The following is a 20,648-nucleotide window of genomic DNA, read 5'->3' on the forward strand; positions in this document are numbered from 1 at the left end:
AAGCATAAAAAAACCGCCAAATGGCGGTTTTTTATATTTAATGACTGAGAGCGTTGTTACTGTGCAATCAAGCCATTATTGATGGCGATAACATCATCTTCATTCAATGTACCCGCAGCTTGCTTTAGTGCAACAACTGAGTTGATGTAGCTATAGCGCGCATCGGATAATTTACGTTTTGAGTCGTACAAGTCACGGGTACGGTTCAAAACATCAACGATAGTACGAGTACCCACTTCGAAACCCGCTTGAGTGGCTTTTAGGGCACTTTCTGATGAAATAACAGATTGCTCATAAGCTTTGATTGAGCTGATAGAAGCACCTACGTTGTTGTAGTTATTACGAACGTTTTTCACTACACCACGGTAAATTTGCTCAAGCTTTTCACTTGCTTCAACATACTGGAATTGTGCTTCATTAACTTGTGAGCTGACTTTAAAACCTTCGAAAATCGGAATGCTTAAGTTGACACCAACGCTGACATTATCAAAATCAGGTTCGTTGAGATTCCCCATTTTTTGCTCAAGACCTTTGTTGTAACCGGCATTTAAGCTTAAAGACGGCATGTGGCCTGCTTGATAAAGCTTAATGGTCTCTTGGGCAATATCTTTACCAATACGTTGAGTCATTAAATCAACACTATTGGTTTCAGCAATTTTTAACCATTCGCTAGATGACGTTGGCGCTGGCGTAACGGCTGAGAAACGGTTGGTATCTAGCACATTAATCGTCTTGTGATCGATGCCGGTGATTTCACGTAAGGCTTCATAACTATTGGCGAGCGTGTTTTCGGCTAAAATTTCAGTGGCTGAGGCTAAGTCATATTGCGCTTGAGCTTCATGCACATCGGTAATCGCGGTTAAACCCACTGCGAAACGTTGTTTAGTTTGTTCAAGTTGACGCTCGATTGCGCGTTTTTCTGCACCTTGGAACTCGTAGTTGTCTTTCGCCGTTAATACATCGAAATAGGCTTTAGTGATACGAGTAATCAAGTTTTGTAGTGCGGAAGCATAAGCGGAATCAGCTTGAGAAGCGGCTTTCTCAGCAAGACTTAAACCAACCCAAGCACTGTGATCATAGATGACTTGATTTAATTTCAGGCTACCGACTAGACCACTTGCATCATCCTTCGGATCATTCCAAGCTTTGTCATAACCGACGTTTGCACTAATGGTTGGCAACAGCGGAGCGCGGTTTTGCTCGATTTTCTCAAACAAACCATTACGCTGGGCTTGGGCTTGCAATACGAGCGGGTCGCTGGTCAGTGCTTGCTGATAAATTTGCAACAAATCATCTGCTTGCACCGCTGAAGCGGAAGCCGCAAGTGTTAATGCTGCGCATAAATTATGGATCTTAAATTTCATTTGCTGTCCTTATTAGACAAAATCCCCCCACGGAGGAATATTTTAACTTCGTTTAGACTAAGTAATGCCTTTACCAAGGCGGTTTGCGCTTCCCGACGCTTCCCGATACAGCTAAAACTTAATGACCTAGAGTCTAAGAACTCTGACACTTTCAAGTCAAATTCGAAGTGTAACAGATTTTATTTTAAAAATGTGCTCAAATTGCCTTGATTATAGGCGCAAATTTAACTTTTAAGGATAGAGTATGAAACCCCCTGTTTTTTCGCAAACGGATATTGAGATCTTAGGAAAAAAATCCCTTTATCAAGGGTTTTTCTCAATGGATGAATACACTTTCAAGCATAAATTATTCGCTGGTGGCTGGAGTAAGCCTGTCACTCGCGAAGTGTTTGAACGGGGTCATGCTGTGGTCGTCCTTCCCTATGATGCCAAGCAAGATAAAGTCGTACTCATTGAACAGGTACGCTTTCCTGCATTAGCAACCGCTAAATCTCCTTGGCTTCTTGAGTTAGTCGCGGGTATGATTGCGCCCGCAGAAACGCCTCTGGATGTTGCACACCGAGAATTAATGGAAGAAACTGGCTTAATGGTTAAGCAAATACACAGTGTAAATAGCTATTTAGCGAGTCCAGGTGGTAGTACAGAACGTTTCTATTTCTATTGGGCTGATGTCGATTCAAACGATGCCCGTGGATTGCATGGATTAGCTGAAGAGCACGAAGATATTCGATTGCATGTCATGAGCCGCGAGCAAGCTTATGAGCGAGTGGTTGCGGGCGAGATTGATAATGCGTCGACCGTTATTGGATTACAATGGTTACAATTAAACTATCAGCAACTGGTTTAAATTGGGATGAATTTGGCTACTTCGAGTCTAAAACGGCGCTATAAACCCAACGTCAGTGATTTTTTAGCACTGTGCGGGCGTAATTATGGCTACATGTTGAAATGGTTACCGTTAGAGATAGCTATCGGTGAGTCATGGCGACTCGAAGGTGAGTTTGGTATATTAGTAGTGCGAATTTTAGAAAATACCAAATATACTCAGCTAGTTGAGATATCTCGTCCCATCGAAATCAAGGAGTTTATCAATACTCCCAAGGTGTTAGTGAGAATTTATCACGATGCTAAATTAGCAGAAGTGTTAACTGGCCAACAGATTTACCAATTACGCCCAGTGTATGATTATCCCAATGTACGCATGTATCAAAGTGATGAAAAGTACCAGGTGAATGCATTCCTGGAAGAGTTATTAAAGATTGGTTACCAACACAGTGTCGTGTGCCAGTCTTAGAATTGGGTATTCAATGTGCTGAAAGAGGCTGTCTCTTACTCCATAGCTGAAGGGGAAAGCGTGCGTATCGTGCAAGTCACAGATCCGCATCTTTTTGCCGATCCTGAAGCTCAGCTATTAGGAGTTAATACTAGCAAAAGTTTTGCTGCCGTATTAAATACGATTAGAGCTGTGGACTATCCTGCTCACTTGATGCTCGCCACGGGCGATTTGAGTCAAGACTATTCGGCTGAGTCCTATCAGCAATTTGTGAAAGCAGTCACCCCCGTTGGCTTACCTTGCCATTATCTTCCTGGAAATCATGACGATCCACGGATCATGTATCTGCACATGCAGGGTGAACAGATTTTTGGGCAGCAGCGTATTCTGGCGGGAAACTGGCAAATCCTCATGTTGGATTCAACCGTGCGGGGAAAGCCTGGCGGCAATATGGCCGAGACTCAGTTCGAATTAATTGATGAAGCCATTGCCGCACATCCTGAATGCCATACTTTACTGGTGATGCATCACAATCCCATCGTTGTGAATTGTACTTGGTTGGATCAGCACTGCATGGACAATGGCGCCGAGTTTATCGCGCGAGTGGCAAAGTATCCGCAGGTCAAAGGATTGCTCTGGGGACATGTGCACCAATGTATTGATACCCATCATAATGGGCCCCATGGCACGTTGCAGTTGATGGCGACACCTTCCACTTGTATTCAATTTAAGCCGTTATCGCCTTATTTTGCCTTGGATGGCGTTCAACCGGGTTATCGTTTGCTGGAGTTGAAAGCCGATGGTAGCATCAACACTAAAGTGTATCGCGTACCGGGTAACCATTTTTCCCCCGACAACAACTCTAGCGGTTATTAACGCGAATAGCCGCAGCCTGAGGAAATATGCTGCTTTATATTCACGGTTTTAATAGCTCTCCATTTTCAGATAAAGCTGTGATGACGGCTAAGTACATGGCGCTGCATCACCCTAGTGTGGCCTTCCATCAGCCCCAATTACCCAATACACCTAAGGCTGCGATGGTGCTCTTAACCGCTTATGTTGAGGCAGCGATTGATGCCAAAGAGCCATTAGCTTATATAGGCTCATCTTTAGGTGGGTATTTCGCCAGCTATTTAGCTGAAACCTACGGTGGCAAAGCGGTGTTAGTTAATCCTGCGGTAAAACCCTTTGAGTTGTTCGATGAGTTTATGGGGCCGCAATTCAATCCTTACACTGAACAGCATTATCTTGTCTTACCTGAGCATAAGTCTGAAGTCGCTGAATTTGATACGGCTGTGATCCGCAATCCGGATCGTTTTTTGGTATTATTGCAGACAGGTGATGATGTGCTGGATTATCGCGAAGCGGTCAATAAGTATCATCACTGTCAATTGCGAGTTGAAGCGGGTGGTGATCACAGCTTTGTTGGTTATGAGTCGCATTTGCAAACTGTAAGCCAATTTTTACACTTACCTTGACAAACTGACATGCCGAGCCGCAACATGGCCGGATATAACAACCTATAGCGTGCCCTATGACAAATCAATACACCTCTGACGCCATTGAAGTTCTCAACGGACTCGATCCTGTTAAACGCCGTCCAGGTATGTATACCGACACCTCCAGACCGAACCATTTGGGCCAAGAGGTCATAGATAACAGTGTCGATGAGGCATTGGCAGGTCACGCGACAAAAATTGAAGTTGTTCTACATACAGATAACTCCCTCGAAGTCACTGATGATGGCCGTGGTATGCCAGTGGATATCCACCCAGAAGAAGGTATTCCTGGGGTTGAGTTAATTCTGACCAAACTGCATGCCGGCGGTAAATTTTCGAATAAAAACTACCAGTTCTCCGGTGGTTTACACGGTGTCGGTATCTCGGTGGTTAACGCTTTGTCGCGCCGTGTCGAAGTCACGGTTCGCCGTGATGGCCAAGTGTATGACATCGCTTTTGAAAATGGCTTTAAAGTTGAAGATTTACGCCCAACAGGGACCTGTGGCCGTCGTAATACGGGGACTCGAGTGCTTTTTTGGCCCGATGCGAGCTATTTTGATTCGGCTAACTTCTCAAATTCAAAACTGATTTATCTGCTTCGTGCTAAAGCGGTACTGTGCCCAGGTTTACGGATTAAATTCACCAATAAACAGACAAATGAAGTCCATGAATGGTTCTATGAAAGCGGCCTAACTGATTATTTAAAGGCGGCTATCGGTGACAATTTAAGGTTGCCAGATGAGCCGTTTGTGGGTTGCTTTAAAGGTCAACTTGAAGCCGCAGATTGGGCGATTACTTGGTTGCCAGAAGGCGGTGAATCCATTGGCGAGAGTTATGTTAACTTAATTCCGACTCCGCTCGGTGGTACCCATGTGAATGGTTTCCGCCAAGGTTTATTGGAATCGATGCGCGAATTTTGTGAGTTCAGAAATTTAATTCCCCGTGGCATTAAACTTTCACCCGAAGATATCTGGGATCGCGCCGCGTTTATATTGTCGGTGAAGATGCAAGAACCTCAATTCGCAGGTCAAACAAAAGAAAAGCTTTCTAGTCGCCAATGCGCTGCTTTTGTGTCTGGCGTTGTGCGTGACGCATTCTCACTCTGGTTGAACTCAAATACCGAATTAGCTGAATCCTTAGCCGAAATGTGCATTAATAATGCCCAGAGCCGTTTAAAGGCCGCCAAAAAAGTGGCCCGCAAAAAGGTGACTTCGGGACCTGCACTGCCGGGTAAGCTGACAGACTGTAGTGGCCAAGATCCGATGCGCGGAGAGTTATTCCTCGTGGAAGGGGATTCTGCGGGTGGTAGTGCTAAACAGGCCCGCGATCGTGAGTTTCAAGCCATCATGCCGCTGCGTGGCAAAATCTTGAATACCTGGGAAGTCGATGCTTCACAGGTGTTAGCTTCACAGGAAGTCCATGATATTTCGGTCGCGATTGGTTGCGATCCCGATAGTAGTGATATCTCTGAATTACGTTATGGCAAGATTTGTATCCTTGCGGATGCCGACTCAGACGGACTGCACATTGCTACCTTGTTATGCGCGCTATTTTTGAAGCATTACCGTATCTTAGTTGAGCAGGGTCATGTGTATATTGCTATGCCGCCGTTGTTCCGTATTGATATCGGCAAAGAGGTTTATTACGCCTTAGATGAGGCAGAAAGAGCGGGTATTTTAGACCGTATTGCCGCTGAGAATAAAAAGGGTAAGGTACAAGTCACCCGCTTTAAGGGCTTGGGTGAGATGAATCCTTTACAACTTCGTGAAACAACGATGGATCCAAACACTCGTCGTTTAGTACAGTTGACGATAGATGACATCGAAGAAACGGATGCTTTGATGGATATGTTGCTCGCTAAGAAGCGTTCGCCGGACCGTAAAAACTGGCTTGAAGATAAGGGTGACATGGCTTTACTTTAATGTTGTGCACTATTGCCGATAACAATAAAACATAGGCATAAAGAAAATTACAATGTTGTATATTAAAACTAATAATTATAATTGCTTAAAGGTGTTTTCTGCCGGTTTTACGCTCTTAGCGAGTGTGACGTTATTGCTCTGCAATAGCGCCTTTGCGGGTTCCCAATCGATCATGATTACCGTCGCTAAGGGGTTTGGTTTATCGCTTTATGCCTCGGATATTGGCGATGCTAAGCAGATGGCGATGGGGGCTAATGGCACTTTATTTGTCGGTTCCAATAAGAGCGGCACTATCCATGCTCTCGTTGATAGTAATCAAGATGGTCGTGTCGATAAGCGCTATGTGATAGCCAAAGGGCTTGAATCACCCGATGCGATTGCATTCCACAATGGTGACTTGTTTGTCGCAACTGAAAATCAAATAGTACGCTTTGTTGATATTGAGCAAAGATTGCGCCGCCCGAGTCGACCCAAAGAGATTTACAGTGACTTGCCTTACTCAGAGAAGAAAAGTTCTCGGGCAATTACTTTTGGCCCAGATGGCCGTTTATATGTGTCTATTGGTGCGCCCTGTAACGTCTGTGAAGCGCCAGTGCCTTACAGTAGTATCATAGCGATCAATGTCGATACAGGCGCGAGTGAGCAGATTGCGGCTGGTGTGCGTGATGCAAGTGGATTTGATTGGTCGCCAATAGACAAAAAATTATGGTTTGCCGATCAAGGCCGTGATTGGATGGGGGACAACTTGCCACCCGATGAGATTAACCGCATCGATGTGATAGGGAGTCATTATGGCTTTCCTTATTTACATGCCAGTAGTGTTGTCGAACCTGCCTATGAAAAACCGAAAAACTTAAAAATCACTCTGCCAATGTATGAGTTGCCAGCCCATGTTGCACCCACGGGACTTGCATTTTATCGCGGCAGTCAATTTCCCAATATTTACCATAATCAGTTGTTTGTCGCCGAAAATGGCTCGTGGAATCGTTCGAGTAAAGTTGGCTATCAAGTGGTGATGTTGAAGATTGAAGATCAAAAAGTGGTGAGTCGTGAAACGGTTGTTAGTTTCCTTGACGGTGAATTTCCCGTTGCTCGACCCTTTGCGCTGTTATCGGCATCCGATGGTGCTATGTACATCTCCGATGATTTAAAAGGTAACGTGTATCGCTTGTTTTATAAGGGCGATAGTACTGAAGAAACACAGGAACTAGAAGAAAATGAGTGACGCTATCAAGTTAAGTCTCGATGGGGTAGAGCAAATGCCATTGCGGCGCTTTACCGAAGAGGCTTATCTGAACTATTCCATGTACGTCATTATGGACCGAGCCCTGCCACACATTGGGGATGGACTTAAACCGGTACAGCGTCGAATTATCTATGCGATGAGTGAGTTAGGTTTATCGGCTCAATCTAAGCATAAAAAGTCGGCCCGTACGGTTGGTGACGTATTAGGTAAATACCATCCTCACGGCGATAGTGCCTGTTATGAGGCTATGGTATTGATGGCGCAGCCATTTTCATATCGCTACCCGTTAGTCGATGGCCAAGGTAACTGGGGTGCCCCCGATGATCCTAAGTCATTTGCGGCTATGCGTTATACCGAAGCACGTCTCTCTAAATTCTCTGAAGTGTTACTCAGTGAACTGGGACAAGGTACGGTTGAATGGGGTGCTAACTTCGATGGCACTTTGAAGGAACCTAAAGTACTGCCTGCACGTTTACCGCATATCTTACTCAATGGTATTACTGGTATTGCCGTAGGTATGGCGACGGATATTCCGCCGCATAACGTGAGAGAATTAGTCTCCGCCTGCGTAGCATTGCTCGATGATCCTAAGCTTGAACTCGAGCAATTGATGGCCTTTGTACCAGGCCCTGATTATCCAACTGAAGCCGAGATTATTACCCCGTCTGCCGATATTGCAAAAATTTATGAGTCGGGCCGTGGGTCATTAAGAGCGCGCGCGGTTTACACTGTCGATGGCGGTGAAATCATCATAACGGCGCTGCCGCATCAAGCCAGTAGCGGTAAAATTTTAGAGCAAATCGCTGGTCAAATGCAGGCGAAGAAATTGCCTATGGTGGCCGATTTACGCGATGAGTCGGATCATGAAAACCCAGTGCGTCTTGTGGTGGTGCCGCGCTCCAATCGCGTCGATTGCGATCAACTGATGGCGCATTTGTTTGCCACCACGGATTTAGAAAAGAGCTTTAGAGTTAACTTAAACGTGCTGGGTCTCGATGGGCGTCCGCGAGTTAAAGGGTTAAAAACCTTATTAACTGAGTGGTTAGAGTTCCGCGTTGATACGGTTAAACGTCGTTTAGAATATCGTTTAGACAAGGTGGTATCGCGGTTACATATACTCGAAGCCCTAATGATCGCTTTCCTCAACATTGATGAAGTGATCGAGATTATTCGTTTTCACGATGATCCTAAAGCCGAGTTGATGGCCCGTTTTTCACTCAGTGATAAACAAGCTGAATCGATCCTCGAGTTAAAGTTACGGCATTTAGCTAAGTTAGAAGAATTTAAGATCACGGCCGAACAAAATGAGCTTGAAGCCGAACGCGAAAAACTGGAGCAGTTATTGGGCTCAGAGCGTCGCTTGAAGACGTTGATCAAGAAAGAATTAATTCAAGATGCCGAAACCTATGGCGATAATCGTCGCTCGCCAATCGTATTGCGTAATGAGTCTAAAGCATTAACTGAACAAGAGTTAACGCCGACAGAAGCCGTGACTGTTGTCTTATCTGAAAAAGGTTGGGTGCGTTGTGCTAAGGGCCACGATATCGATCCTTTGTCGCTCTCCTATAAGTCTGGCGACCAATATCTATGTAGTGCGATGGGACGTAGCAATCAGGCCGCAGTGTTTATTGATTCGTCTGGGCGGGCTTTTGCGACTGATAGCCATACTCTGCCATCGGCCCGTAGCCAAGGTGAGCCTATTACGACTCGCTTCAATATGGCACCTGGCGAAACCATGCAGCATGTGTTGATGGGTGAAGAAGACCAATATTACTTGTTAGCAACGGATGCGGGTTACGGTTTTATTTGTTCATACAACGATATGGTGTCGCGCAATAAGGCGGGTAAAGCCTTGCTGAGTCTACCAACAAACGCTAAATCATTAACGCCTAAGTTGATCGACCGCACTAAAGAAATGTCACTGCTAGCGATCACAAACGAAGGGCGGATGTTACTGTTTTCGCTAGAAGCGTTACCGCAATTATCCAAGGGTAAAGGTAATAAAATTATTGGCATACCAACCGAAAGGGCCAAGAGTCGCGATGAACTTATGACACATTTACAATTAGTGCCGAGTGATACGCCGGTTACCTTGTGGGCAGGTAAGCGCAAGCTCACACTGAAGCCAAGCGATCTTGAGCATTATCGAGGTGAACGTGGTCGTCGTGGTGCAAAATTGCCTAGAGGATTACAACGTGTCGATAGCGTTGAATTAGGTGACGGTGGTGATGCTTTAGCGAGCATCTAATGCTTTGTAATGGTTTCAATGCTGTAAAGAATTAAATTGGTTAACTAAAACCACCTCAGTTTGGCTTAGGTGGTTTTTTATTTTTTGCGTTTTGGATTAGATTTGAGACATAAAAAAACCTACTGTATTACTACAGTAGGTTTCTATTATCTCTTAGGTAAGAGATTAGAAGTCGTAACGTACGCCTACAGAGAATACGTTGTCATCTTGTAGATCAACTTTGTTACCAGCAACAACATGGTCACCGCGGTACATAGCGTATTGGCCGTATACCATAGTTGATTTAGCTAAACGGTAGTCAGCACCTACACTGAGGTTTTGTACGTTGATGTCAGTGCCAGTACCTTTATTCTCTGTAACAACTGGTTTGCCGTCAATTATATTGGTTACAGTATACTTATTTACGTTAGTGTAATAGCTACCAAAACCCGTCTCATCAACACCGTATTGAGCTTTAAGGTTTACACCATTTAGATCGTAAGAAACGTTAACGAAATAAGTATTACCGTCAACTGAACTGTCAACAACACTTTCAGAGGTTTGGAATAAACCACCAACTTTGAATTGGCCGAATTTTGCTTGGCCAACTAAACGATACGCATCCACACCTGCAATACCTTTGTTATAGGCTACTGCGGCATAGTAGTTTTGTTCTTTAAACTTGCTGTCACCTAAAGTTGCGCTTAATGCATATAGGCTTTCAGAAGTCTTAGCTGTAGTGTCGTTATCATCAAATTGATAGTTAGCGTTTAATGTCACTAAGCCTGCAATTTTTGGTGAATAGTACCAAGCACCATCGGCAGTACGAGTTTGGGCACTGACTAAACGGTCGATATCGGCGTTAGTGTTACCGAAAATATCCACAGCACCTTCGGCTTGTTTGAATACTGAGTCATTACGACCCACTAACACAGTACCAGCGTTAGTTTTTAAACCTAGATAAGTGTTACGAGCTTTGAAAACGTCACCAGCACCTGAGGTGTTCTCAACTTGGAATTCCATTTGGTAAACAATGTCGTAACCAGCAGCGATTTTTTCTGAGCCTTTAACACCTAATAGTGAAAAGTTGTTTTCTAAATAAGTGCCACCGTTGTTTTCATCTGCGTAGTTTTTAGTATCAACGCCATTGGTGCCAGATTGTAAGGTTGCACCTGTTTGGCTATTGGTTAGTGCTAATTCTAAACGACCATAAAAGCTTGGGCCTTCGGCTAGCGCACCGAATGAAGCCAATGCCAATACTGATGCAACTGATGCAGAGATGAATGTCTTTTTCATGTTTTGTGCTCCCTCGAACCTAAGTTCTTATCCATTTTTCATGGTTTTTGTGTGGTTTAACGCATTTGCTACCTGAGTCGGTAACAAAGTTGCCGCCGATTTTTACAGTTTTACGACTCGCAGGCTGTGGCGCAGATCATGTTTTTGGCTCTCCTTGCCTATATTCGGGCCATTTCTGGGATCTTTCCTTATATCTTGACTGCAAATTTACCTGAAAGGGGTAAAACTCTATTTTTCACTTACTACTTAAGTGGTAGGTAAGGCGGATTGCCTTAGATAGTGCGTCGGCGAGGGTAACTGTAGCATATACTAATGCTGTAGCAAGTCTGTCATATTAGTTATAGATTTGTGTTTGGGGGCGATATCTAAGCAGAAAAAGCGGCCGAAGCCGCTTTTTTATCAATAAATAACCTTGGGGTTAGTTGATTAATCTATTTAAAAATCAACGCGTAAACCAACAGTAAAGATGTTGTCATTCAGGTCTTGCTTTACATCGGCCAACATAAGATCACCATCAAAGCGTGTGTAGTGACCATAGACCATAGTCTTAGTGCTCAGGCGGTAATCAGCCCCCACACTGAACTGTTGCAGGTCAACATCACTGACCTGTTCTAGGCCACTGTTGTTTTGGTCGCCAACATAACGGCTCACGTACTTTCCTAAACCTGAGTCATCTTTGCCGTACATCATCTTTAGTTTTAAGTCGCCAATTATGTAGGCTGCGTTGACAAAATAGGTATCGCCTGAGAGATTGGCAAACTTATCATCTACATGCTCACTGTGTTGATATAAGGCACCTAAGATTACGTCACCGAATTTAGCTTGGGCCACACCACGGTAGGCTTCGACGTTATCAATACCATCACTATAGGCGGCAGCGACATAGTAGTTTTGTGCTTTAAAGGCTTTATCTCCTAAGGTGGCGCTCAGAGCATACATTTGATCTTTGCTATACACGTCGTTGCCATTGCTATCCACTTGGTCATAGTTATCACTCATCAGATAAGTGGCATTAAGCGTCACGAGATCGGCAATTTTAGGTGAATAGTAAGAAATGCCATCGGCGGAGCGTGTTTGGCCTGCAACCAGTAAGTCGATATCAGCATTGGTATTACCGAAAAGATCGAAGCTACCTTCAGCTGCTTTAAATACGGTATCGTTACGACCCACTAAAGCGGTACCTGCGGCACTTCTGATACCTAGGAATGTATTACGGGCATTGAAGGTTTTATTTGAGTTGTCAAAGTTTTCGACACCAAATTCCATTTGATAAATGATGTCAAAGTAAGGGCTTACAGCTTCAGAACCTTTTACGCCTAACCAAGAGAAGTTGTTTTCAAGAACAGTGCCCTCCTTTTGGTTTTGAGTTGCATAACCTGTGTCTGAATTGGTAATGGCAAGATCAGCATGGCCATAGAATTCAGGGCCATCGGCGAGTGCTGTGAATGAATAGAGTGTGAGGCTAGAAATAATAGCCGTCGTCAGTAGATTCTTTTTCATCTTCATTTTCCTGTGCTTATCGCTGTTATATGCATTGATAACTTCAGTATCTATGCATGCTGTTGAGCTTTTATGCGGCAAAGTCTGCACAGACTTGAAGTGATAAAGTGTGATCTTGATCAAGTTTTATGTAAAGAGTGGTTTATTCAACATATTGTTTTACAAGTGAAATACAGGTTTTTATTAAGTCGATTACCAAATGACTCGGTTGTAAATGATGGGCCTTTGCTTTTATTACACTCATTTAGTATTCGTATCCCTTTGCATCTGGTGTTTGGTGGCTGAGGATCTGATTTCGGTTTATGTCGATATCGTTTAGAATCCACGGCACATTTCTGGTGTTGCTTTTAAGCTGTCCCAGCTGGTGTCTACTGGATGCTAGTGCAAGCGCTCCTGCTGTTATTGGGTAATATAAGGTAAGTATTTATGACTGAGGCCTATCAAAATCGATTTGGCGGAATTGGCCGTTTGTATGGACAAAAGGCGTTGGCTAAATTTGCCACATCCCATGTGATGGTGATTGGCATTGGTGGCGTCGGGACTTGGGCGGCAGAGGCCTTAGCGCGGAGCGGCATAGGGCAGATAAGCTTGATAGATTTAGATGATATCTGTGTCACTAATACTAACCGACAAATACATGCTCTTAGCTCCACCATCGGCGGTTCTAAAGTTGCTGTGATGGCACAACGGATCCGTGAAATTAATCCTGATTGCCAAGTGAATGAAATTGAAGATTTTATTACATTGGATAATCTAGGCGAGTATTTGCTTGGAGCTAAAGAGGGTGGCAATATTGATTATGTTATTGATTGTATTGATGCCGTTAAGCAGAAGGCTGCGTTAATTGCTTGGTGTAAACGTCAAAAAATTAAGATAGTGACAGTGGGCGGTGCGGGTGGACAGACAGATCCGACGCAAATTCAGTTAACTGATCTCGCTAAAACCTACCAAGATCCTTTGCTAGCCAAAGTGCGTAATATTTTGCGCCGCGAGTATAACTTCTCTAAAAACCTGCAACGCCGGTTTGCTATCGATGCTGTTTTTTCCAGTGAGCAGTTAGTGTATCCCCAAGCCGATGGCTCAGTGTGCGGTACTAAAGCGGCGGCTGATGGCAGCATGAGGATGGATTGTGCTTCTGGTTTTGGGGCTGTAACTATGGTCACTGGGACATTTGGTTTTGTGGCGGCAAGTCGCGTATTAGCGCGATTGGCACAGCAGGCTCAAGAGGCGGTTTAAACTCTTAACCTAGATTCAGTCAAGATATCACCGCTTTCAAGGGCGATGATACCCCTTCAATATTATGTAATTTCATTAGGTTATAGCTAGATATAAAAATCTTGTTGATTATTGACTGGTTCACATTGAGTGTATGGAAATTTAATATCAAATTGTGGGCCGCCTAGTTTTGAGTCTGCGCGATAACTCATAGTGCCTTTCAACAGTGTTGCGGCATTAAAGGCTGCTGATAATCCTAAGCCAGTACCACCTTTATTACGATTTGTAGTAAAGAAGGGGTCGAACATGTGCTCAGCAACATCGGCTGGAATGGCTAAGCCATTATTTTGAATGCTGATTTGAATTGATTCTTCATCCAAAGTCGCATTAATGTGGATAAGATTGTCTTCATGTCCTTGGAATGCATGGGTAAAGGCGTTCGAGAGAATATTACTAACAATTTGATTTAACAAACTGATATTGGTTTTGATATTGAGTGTAGGCTCCACGTTGATCTCCGTTGAGGCGTTAACATTGGGATGCATAATTAATGTCGACTCTAGGATTTCATGTAGCTGCTGGTTTAGATTACAGCATTGGTGTTCTTCATGACTGCGATCGATGGCGATCGTTTTAAATTTTTGAATTAAACTACTGGCTTTAGTGATATTACGGACAATGAGTTCACAGCTTTCTTGGTACTCATTAAGTATTTCATTTATCTCATCTAATGTGGCTTGATCGCTGTGGATCAGGTCGATTAGTTCTTCAATATGGCTGAGCTGCGCACTCGCCGCCGTCAAACAAATGCCAATTGGGGTGTTTATCTCATGGGCAACCCCTGACACGAGTCCACCCAAGGCCGCCATTTTTTCTTGCTCAACTAAAACCTGTTGTGCTCGTTTTAGTGCGCTAAGGGATTGTTCTAACTCTAGTGTTCTTTCTTTAACTTGTCTTGCTAGCTCTTCTTTATAGCTACGTTCGAGCTTCAGTAGCCGCTCTCTATCTTCTAAGGCTATTTGCAGTTCCGTCTTAGAATTCTTTAAGGCGCTAAATGAGCTTCTAAGTTGCACTTGCATGCTATTGATGGAATCGGCGACTTGTTTGAATTCATCAATTTTTTCATGACGGTCAAATTGTAGTGGCTCATATTCATGGTCTATGTCGATATTTTTGCAGTATTGGCTGAGTTTATCTAAGTGTTTAGTAATGTTGAACCACACTAAAAATAGAATAAACCCAGCCACTAAGAAGGTTTTAATGCCATTAGAAAGCAGAATGATAATGGCCTTATCATACAAGCGTTGATAGATAGCATCGACATCGACTTGTATTTCGAGTGTGCCGACATTGATGTTTTCAGTCGGTGATTTATAGACTAAAGGAAAGGTTTTATCTAAGGAGTGTTCTTGTTTCTGCTCGCCTGCATTCCATGCTTGGCCGCTGTCATCTTTAATCGAAATATAGTTAATATCGGGCAGCTGAATTAGCCCATTGAGCTGAGTGTTAATGAGCCGCTCGTCAATAACCCAAATACTGGCGGCGAGCACATCTAAGTTCACCTTTTCCATGTTGGAAAATACTCTATCGATACGCACTACATCATTGCGATAATCACTAATCAACTGATACGCAGTGGTGATTAAGGTGATAACAGAACTAAAAAGTACAATAGACAGGGTAAGGTGCCTGCCTATGGGGCTTTTGATAAGTTGGCTAAAGAATGTCAGCATCTTAAATTTTCTTTATGCAATAGCGGCTTGAGATGCTTATAAGCATAGACCTACAGATCCAGAAAGTGCATTTTCTCGCAGATAAAATCAACGAAATATGTCTTCATTTGTGGCATTAAATTTGCTTATTAGCCGATAAGTTCAATTTTTTGTCACTGGGATAGCACTATGTTTAAACTCAAGCTGGATTCAGTTAAGTTTTTTAGCCCGAAGAAAATGATGTTTAGAGTCATGCTGTGGCTTATGGTGAGTTGTTCTGTCTTACTTCTTATTCCCCCTAATGTGCTGGCAGTGCTGGCGCTCGATAAATTTGTGCCAGAACATGCACAGTTTGTTGGATTAGGTCTAATCGTTTCTATCGCTTATTTTTTGAGTCAATTAATTAATTTAGGCTTAGATGAGTCTATCCGTCATTTAAGTGATAAGCGCGTTATTGAGACGATTGAAGCTAAAGTGAATCTACTTGATCCCGCTGAGCGAGCTTTAGTGAGGGAATTCTTTCTTCAAGGCGCCACGATTTTGACTCTGCCGCAAAATGAACCCGCTGTAAAAAGTTTAGTGAATGCCTGCATCTTAGAAAAGCTCGGTAACGAGCGCCATTATGCGATTCAGGGACCGACCGCTGACTATAAGATTGCCATGAAAGCGCGTATGTACCTCAACCGTGATGTGCTGCGTTTGCCTGCAGGTGAGCCGAGCCAAGAAGAAATGCAGTCGTTGATTAAGGCGCGTCCGCAATTTTTGAATGGATTAGTACAAAACAGAAAACACGCAGCATAGGCGTGTTCTACCTCACTCGGATGAGTGCTAGCTATGTTTTAGTTAGCATTTTTAACATGCGAGACAACAAAAAAATGGGGGTGATAAGACCCCCTACATTTTGCATTTATACAAGAAACATGAAGAACAACTGGAGCAAAAACTATGGTTTCGGTGCCGACTTCACAATGAACATCCAAGTGATATAAGACACTATCCCTATTGTGCTAAAGATAACGATCATTGAAAGTAAGCCTATGGGGTTACCAAACATCAGATCTAACCAAAATGCCATGACTGAAATCCTCTTTCCTGTGAAGTCCTCGCTAAATTAGCGGTATTCGATAGCTAAAATACTGATCTCGATCAATAAAAAATCGACATAGGAATACAAAGTCATAACCCTTAGTTAACTCTGTGATCTTGGTCAAATTTAAGGGTGTGCTTAACAGCGACGAGTTCAAACAATTTAGCTTTGTTTCTTCTTCCGTTAGCGTCTAGGATTAACCTATTCAACTCGATCGATATTTAGTTAACGCGCTATTCCATTTATTCGTTCTTGTTTTTATATGAAGGCGCGATATCAGTTTTTTAAAGGAGTAAAAAATGGATTCTAAAAAAAGTCACAAGGATTCAATGGGATATAATTCTATCTTTGCGCCACTATTGTTGTTGATTTATCCCCTCTATTGTTTGGTGATCACAGGGCACTTTGTTGCCATTTTGTGTTTAAGCGCGCTCGCCGCCATTTTAATGTTCAACATCAATAAATTAATTCGTAATTTGAGACAACTTGAGCGTGCAGCACACCACTTAGGCGAGGGAGATTTGAGTTATCAATTGGAAGAGAAAGATGCGGGTGTGTTCATTAAGGTAGTACATAACATTAATCGCATGGGTGAAGATGTCAGCCGTACGATTTTGTCTTTATCTGATACCTGTGAAGGGATGAAAAAAGTCGCCTCGGATATCAAGGTTATCAGTGAACAGGCAAAGCAAGGCGTGTTAGAGCAAGAGCATCAAACGGAACTGGCAGCCAGTGCGATGACGCAGATGGTTTCAAGCGTACAAGCTGTATCGCAAAATGCGGTGAGTGCTGCGCAGGCAGCTGATATTGCCCAAAGTTCTGCTAAGCGCGGTGATCAAATCATGAATGGCATAGTCACTAAAATTGGCGCTATGTCGCAACAGATCCATGATACTCGAACCGTGATCGAGCACTTGGCCGCCGACAGCAACAATATCAGTAGTATTATTGAAACCATTTCGCAGGTGGCCGAACAGACCAATTTACTCGCCTTAAATGCTGCCATTGAAAGTGCGAGAGCGGGTGAACATGGTCGCGGTTTTGCTGTAGTCGCCGATGAAGTGCGTAATCTCGCTAAACGAACATCCGAAGCCACGGTTGAGATCCAGCAGCAAATCGCCGCATTACAAAAAGGCGCACAACATGGTGTTGAAGTCATGTTGAAAAACGTGGCGATTGCCGACGAAACGGCTGATATGGTTGATCAAGCTCACAGTGCACTCGGGCAGATTGTCGCTCAGGTGGAGACCATTACCGATATGTCCCACCAAATCGCCACGGCATCGGGACAACAACATACAGTAGCAGAGGAAATTAATAAAAATATCAGTGTGATGGCTGAGCTAGCCCTGAGTAATGCCTCCCACACCAATAACACTAACTTATCGAGTTTGAAAGTGTATAACATGTCGCAGGAAATCGGCTCCTTGCTGCATCGGTTCCATGTGAATGCGGCATTTTTTAATTCGAGTCAGGCGCAAAATAAACTCTTTGTGAAATGGGGGCCTGAGTTAGACATAGGAATGCCAGAGATCAATCGTCAACATCAGCGCTTAGTCTCATTGATCAATGAATTACACCGCACATTAAATGAAGAGTATGGACTCGAAGCCATCAAACGTATCGTGCAAGGGTTAGTAGATTACACGGCCAATCACTTTGCCTATGAAGAGGAACTCTTTGCGCGTTTTGGTTACCCTCAAACTGACAGCCACAAGGAAAAACACGGCAAGTTAGTTGGGCAAGTACTTGATTTTCAAAAGCGAGTTGTTAGAGGTGAAGATGTTGCCGACGAATTAATGGCTTTCTTGAAAGCTTGGTTGGTAAACCATATTCAAAAAAGTGATAAAGAATATACCGCTTTTTTATTATCCCATGGCGCAGAATAACCCCAAGAGCATGATTTTTGAGCGGTTAAATGCAATTTGTATTAAAGTCGCGGCAAAAGACTTGCCATTGTCATAAGCAAAGGTATAATTCCCAGCACTTAGAGACAGCCAGTTGTTTTGATTGCTTCTAAGTGCATATTTGATATGCCAGTGTGGTGAAATCGGTAGACACAGGGGATTCAAAAGTCACAGTGTTTACGGTTTAGTTTCACTAAGCTGATGATATAAATAGTTATTTTTAAAAAGTTCACTTGCAAAGATTTGCAAAGTTTTATAGATTGAAGATTATGCCAGTGTGGTGAAATCGGTAGACACACGGGATTCAAAATCCCGCGCCCTTAAAAGCGTGCCAGTTCGAGTCTGGCCACTGGTACCACTTCAAAGCCGACCTTAGTGTCGGTTTTTTTGTACCTAAAATTCAGTCATGTTAGATACTTACCAACTCGCTGCTTTGCTAGAGTTCATCACTTTCCTTCCTGCAAAGCACCACACTGGGCATACTTGCCTAGGTCAAATCTTTGATGGTGGTTGTTTTTCCATTCTCCATCACCGACTTAATCCCGTTATCTCTTGCAGCAGTGCTCGAATACATTTGGCTAGTGCCAATGATTTGATGGTTGGCTGCTTTGAGGTTGAAATAAGGCTTCTCGTTTTTAGCCACTTCTTTGGCATATCGGGCTTCGATTGGGGAGTTGGTTTGCACGGATTCAATACCGTTCAACGCGCCACTCTTACCTGTGTAAAGCTCGCTGGTGAGAATAACCTCTCCATTTCCCGCCTTTAATACAAACTTAAATTGCTCATTACTGCTTTTACTTAATTCATACCATCCTGACATGGGTTTGCTCCTTATTCTTTAAGACAGTCCATAGCGCAAGCAAGGAAGACATTTCCTGCTTGAGCATCAGTGTAGTCGACTTTAGCGTGTTTAATAGGTGACATTTGCGGCGGTTTTGAGTGTTTTGAGGGTTAATCTGCCGACACACTGACATTAAAAACCTCTAGCTCTTGCCAGTAGCACAGGAAGTTTTGTTCCCATATCGGGTAAAACTCTATTGCTGCTTCAATGACTAATAGGCCGCTAATGCTTTGAAATACGCCGCTGCTAAAGTCAAAGTCCAGTTCTTTAACCAACTCCCATTGTCCCTGATAGCCGACATAGCAAAAGTCGGTGATGTAGCATAACTGCCATTGCTCGGCGTGTTTCTCTAGCCTTATCTCCACAGGATGAAAGCCACCCCGTTGTGGGCTGTAATCCGGATCACGAAAGTTAATTGTCACGGCATTGTGGGGTTGGTTACTGATAAACGGGGTTAATGCCAATAGCAGTCTGTCAGAGACAGGCAAGGCCAACTCTTGATTAATGGTATTCATTGTGTGTCCTTAGTTGGTGTTAGAACAAATCGCTGTGGGTTTCGCGAAGGCTGGTAAAGCGGTTAAGGCCAATAATCACATGGTCGAGGACATTGATATCCAGCACTTTGGCGCACTCAATGACTTTACGGGTGAATTGGATATCGCTTGTGCTTGGTGTTGGATCGCCTGAAGGGTGGTTATGAACAAGGATAACGCTGGGCATATTCAGAATAACGGCCGTGCGTAACACTTCGACAGGTCGCATACTGATGCCATTCACGGAACCTGTCGCCACGACTTCCACGCAATTAATGGTGTGCTGGGTTGTCAGGTTTGCCACGATAAACATTTCTTTGGTTTCATGCTTAAGGTAGTCAAATACCTGCGCGGTATCTTCAGGCCGTGTGATGGCTTGCTCGGCCAAGGCGCACTGGGTTTCTTTGAACTGATATTTGACATTGATTTCTCGGATAATCGCCATGGTCTATCCCTATAGATGATAAAGACTCAGGAGAGAAGGGGCTTCCTTCTGCTCCTGATAGTGTGTGCATTACTTGGTGGTTTTGGCTGAGGTATCGCTCTTCGCCTCACTCTTTGCGCCTGTGCTGGCCTCAGCGCTAGCCTTAGCCTTCTTGGTCGGGAACTTAGATGCCTTGAGGATGAACTCATCTAGCTCTCCTTTCTCTACGGCATCGATAATCAGCTTAATGGTGTCAGGTAGCAGGGTTTTATCACCGACATCAATGGCGGGTTTATCCTTTACCAGTTCGATAGGCTTAATCCCGATACGGACTTCGAAGTAATAGTGACCTTCACTGTTGTAGTACCATGGGCGCACTGTGATACGGCGGCGCACCTTCTTACGCTCTCCTGTCTCTGGGTCTTTGACACTTTTCTCGCGGTAGGCTTCAAACTCGCTGCCTTGGATAAAGCATTCGGCCATATCCAATTGCTGCTTCAGCTTGTCAACCAAGCGGGTTCTTTTGCCGATGATAGGCGGCTTAACGGCGATTTCAGGGCGAGCGATAACCTTGAGCGAACTCAATAATGTTGTCATGGGGT

Annotated in this window: 19 protein-coding genes and 1 tRNA gene; 11 read left to right on the top strand and 9 right to left on the bottom strand. The window is 43.8% G+C overall.

What is annotated here, in order from left to right; genetic code table 11:
- Nucleotides 1–56: 56 nt before the first annotated feature.
- Nucleotides 57–1,364 (bottom strand): outer membrane channel protein TolC, encoded by a 1,308-nt coding sequence (gene tolC, locus ACHA99_RS17035; protein WP_105251469.1) that lies wholly within the window; start codon nt 1,362–1,364, stop codon nt 57–59.
- A 244-nt stretch (nt 1,365–1,608) separates the two neighbouring features.
- Here tolC and nudF point away from each other — a divergent pair, with 244 nt between their 5' ends.
- From nudF to parC, 7 genes are read left to right on the top strand one after another with little or no spacing between them, the layout of a single operon-like run.
- Nucleotides 1,609–2,211: an ADP-ribose diphosphatase gene (nudF, locus tag ACHA99_RS17040; protein WP_393944003.1), complete on the top strand. Its 603-nt coding sequence runs from the start codon at nt 1,609–1,611 to the stop codon at nt 2,209–2,211.
- Between the two features lie 6 nt (nt 2,212–2,217).
- Nucleotides 2,218–2,658: a DUF1249 domain-containing protein gene (locus ACHA99_RS17045; RefSeq protein ID WP_105251470.1), complete on the top strand. Its 441-nt coding sequence runs from the start codon at nt 2,218–2,220 to the stop codon at nt 2,656–2,658.
- A gap of 15 nt (nt 2,659–2,673) precedes the next feature.
- Nucleotides 2,674–3,513, top strand: coding sequence for a 3',5'-cyclic-AMP phosphodiesterase (gene cpdA / locus ACHA99_RS17050; RefSeq protein ID WP_105251471.1), 840 nt, complete (start codon nt 2,674–2,676; stop codon nt 3,511–3,513).
- 26 nt (nt 3,514–3,539) lie between these two features.
- A complete protein-coding gene (locus ACHA99_RS17055; RefSeq protein ID WP_263167617.1) occupies nt 3,540–4,115 on the top strand; it encodes a YqiA/YcfP family alpha/beta fold hydrolase in 576 nt (191 codons plus the stop codon).
- Nucleotides 4,116–4,171: 56 nt separating this feature from the next.
- Nucleotides 4,172–6,058, top strand: a complete 1,887-nt coding sequence (gene parE, locus ACHA99_RS17060) for a DNA topoisomerase IV subunit B (RefSeq protein WP_393944006.1) — start codon at nt 4,172–4,174, stop codon at nt 6,056–6,058.
- Between the two features lie 52 nt (nt 6,059–6,110).
- Nucleotides 6,111–7,283 carry a PQQ-dependent sugar dehydrogenase gene (locus ACHA99_RS17065; RefSeq protein WP_393944008.1) on the top strand — a complete coding sequence of 391 codons (1,173 nt, stop codon included), beginning with the start codon at nt 6,111–6,113 and terminating at the stop codon, nt 7,281–7,283.
- Complete coding sequence (gene parC / locus ACHA99_RS17070; protein ID WP_393944010.1) at nt 7,276–9,552, top strand: DNA topoisomerase IV subunit A; 2,277 nt, start codon at nt 7,276–7,278, stop codon at nt 9,550–9,552. Before ACHA99_RS17065 ends, parC begins: the two co-directional genes overlap by 8 nt.
- Before the next feature lie 165 nt (nt 9,553–9,717).
- Here the strand turns inward: parC and ACHA99_RS17075 are convergent, their stop codons facing one another.
- Complete coding sequence (locus ACHA99_RS17075; protein ID WP_393944012.1) at nt 9,718–10,827, bottom strand: porin; 1,110 nt, start codon at nt 10,825–10,827, stop codon at nt 9,718–9,720.
- Nucleotides 10,828–11,262: 435 nt separating this feature from the next.
- A complete protein-coding gene (locus tag ACHA99_RS17080; protein WP_393944014.1) occupies nt 11,263–12,327 on the bottom strand; it encodes a porin in 1,065 nt (354 codons plus the stop codon).
- 426 nt (nt 12,328–12,753) lie between these two features.
- Here ACHA99_RS17080 and tcdA point away from each other — a divergent pair, with 426 nt between their 5' ends.
- Nucleotides 12,754–13,563 carry a tRNA cyclic N6-threonylcarbamoyladenosine(37) synthase TcdA gene (gene tcdA, locus ACHA99_RS17085; RefSeq protein WP_393944016.1) on the top strand — a complete coding sequence of 270 codons (810 nt, stop codon included), beginning with the start codon at nt 12,754–12,756 and terminating at the stop codon, nt 13,561–13,563.
- Nucleotides 13,564–13,649: 86 nt separating this feature from the next.
- Here tcdA and ACHA99_RS17090 read toward each other — a convergent pair whose 3' ends face one another.
- Complete coding sequence (locus ACHA99_RS17090; protein ID WP_393944018.1) at nt 13,650–15,275, bottom strand: ATP-binding protein; 1,626 nt, start codon at nt 15,273–15,275, stop codon at nt 13,650–13,652.
- A gap of 168 nt (nt 15,276–15,443) precedes the next feature.
- Here ACHA99_RS17090 and ACHA99_RS17095 point away from each other — a divergent pair, with 168 nt between their 5' ends.
- Complete coding sequence (locus tag ACHA99_RS17095) at nt 15,444–16,055, top strand: superinfection exclusion B family protein (protein ID WP_105251480.1); 612 nt, start codon at nt 15,444–15,446, stop codon at nt 16,053–16,055.
- A gap of 142 nt (nt 16,056–16,197) precedes the next feature.
- Here ACHA99_RS17095 and ACHA99_RS17100 read toward each other — a convergent pair whose 3' ends face one another.
- Complete coding sequence (locus ACHA99_RS17100; protein WP_105251481.1) at nt 16,198–16,329, bottom strand: DUF3149 domain-containing protein; 132 nt, start codon at nt 16,327–16,329, stop codon at nt 16,198–16,200.
- Between the two features lie 311 nt (nt 16,330–16,640).
- Here ACHA99_RS17100 and ACHA99_RS17105 point away from each other — a divergent pair, with 311 nt between their 5' ends.
- Complete coding sequence (locus ACHA99_RS17105; protein WP_105251482.1) at nt 16,641–18,230, top strand: bacteriohemerythrin; 1,590 nt, start codon at nt 16,641–16,643, stop codon at nt 18,228–18,230.
- Nucleotides 18,231–18,519: 289 nt separating this feature from the next.
- A tRNA-Leu gene (locus ACHA99_RS17110) sits at nt 18,520–18,606 on the top strand.
- A 129-nt stretch (nt 18,607–18,735) separates the two neighbouring features.
- On the opposite strand, the gene ACHA99_RS17115 is transcribed toward ACHA99_RS17110, so the two are convergent.
- The 4 genes from ACHA99_RS17115 to ACHA99_RS17130 all read right to left on the bottom strand — a co-directional run bounded on the left by ACHA99_RS17115 (nt 18,736) and on the right by ACHA99_RS17130 (nt 20,643).
- Nucleotides 18,736–19,068, bottom strand: coding sequence for a YegP family protein (locus tag ACHA99_RS17115; RefSeq protein WP_011847750.1), 333 nt, complete (start codon nt 19,066–19,068; stop codon nt 18,736–18,738).
- Nucleotides 19,069–19,199: 131 nt separating this feature from the next.
- Nucleotides 19,200–19,604, bottom strand: a complete 405-nt coding sequence (locus tag ACHA99_RS17120; protein ID WP_393944021.1) for a DUF2787 family protein — start codon at nt 19,602–19,604, stop codon at nt 19,200–19,202.
- 19 nt (nt 19,605–19,623) lie between these two features.
- On the bottom strand, nt 19,624–20,067 hold the full coding sequence (locus tag ACHA99_RS17125; RefSeq protein WP_115335485.1) for a JAB domain-containing protein: 444 nt from the start codon (nt 20,065–20,067) through the stop codon (nt 19,624–19,626).
- A 69-nt stretch (nt 20,068–20,136) separates the two neighbouring features.
- Nucleotides 20,137–20,643, bottom strand: coding sequence for a hypothetical protein (locus tag ACHA99_RS17130; protein ID WP_393944024.1), 507 nt, complete (start codon nt 20,641–20,643; stop codon nt 20,137–20,139).
- Nucleotides 20,644–20,648 lie beyond the last annotated feature (5 nt).

The organism is Shewanella sp. S23-S33, from assembly GCF_043359565.1.
Taxonomy (GTDB): domain Bacteria; phylum Pseudomonadota; class Gammaproteobacteria; order Enterobacterales; family Shewanellaceae; genus Shewanella; species Shewanella oncorhynchi.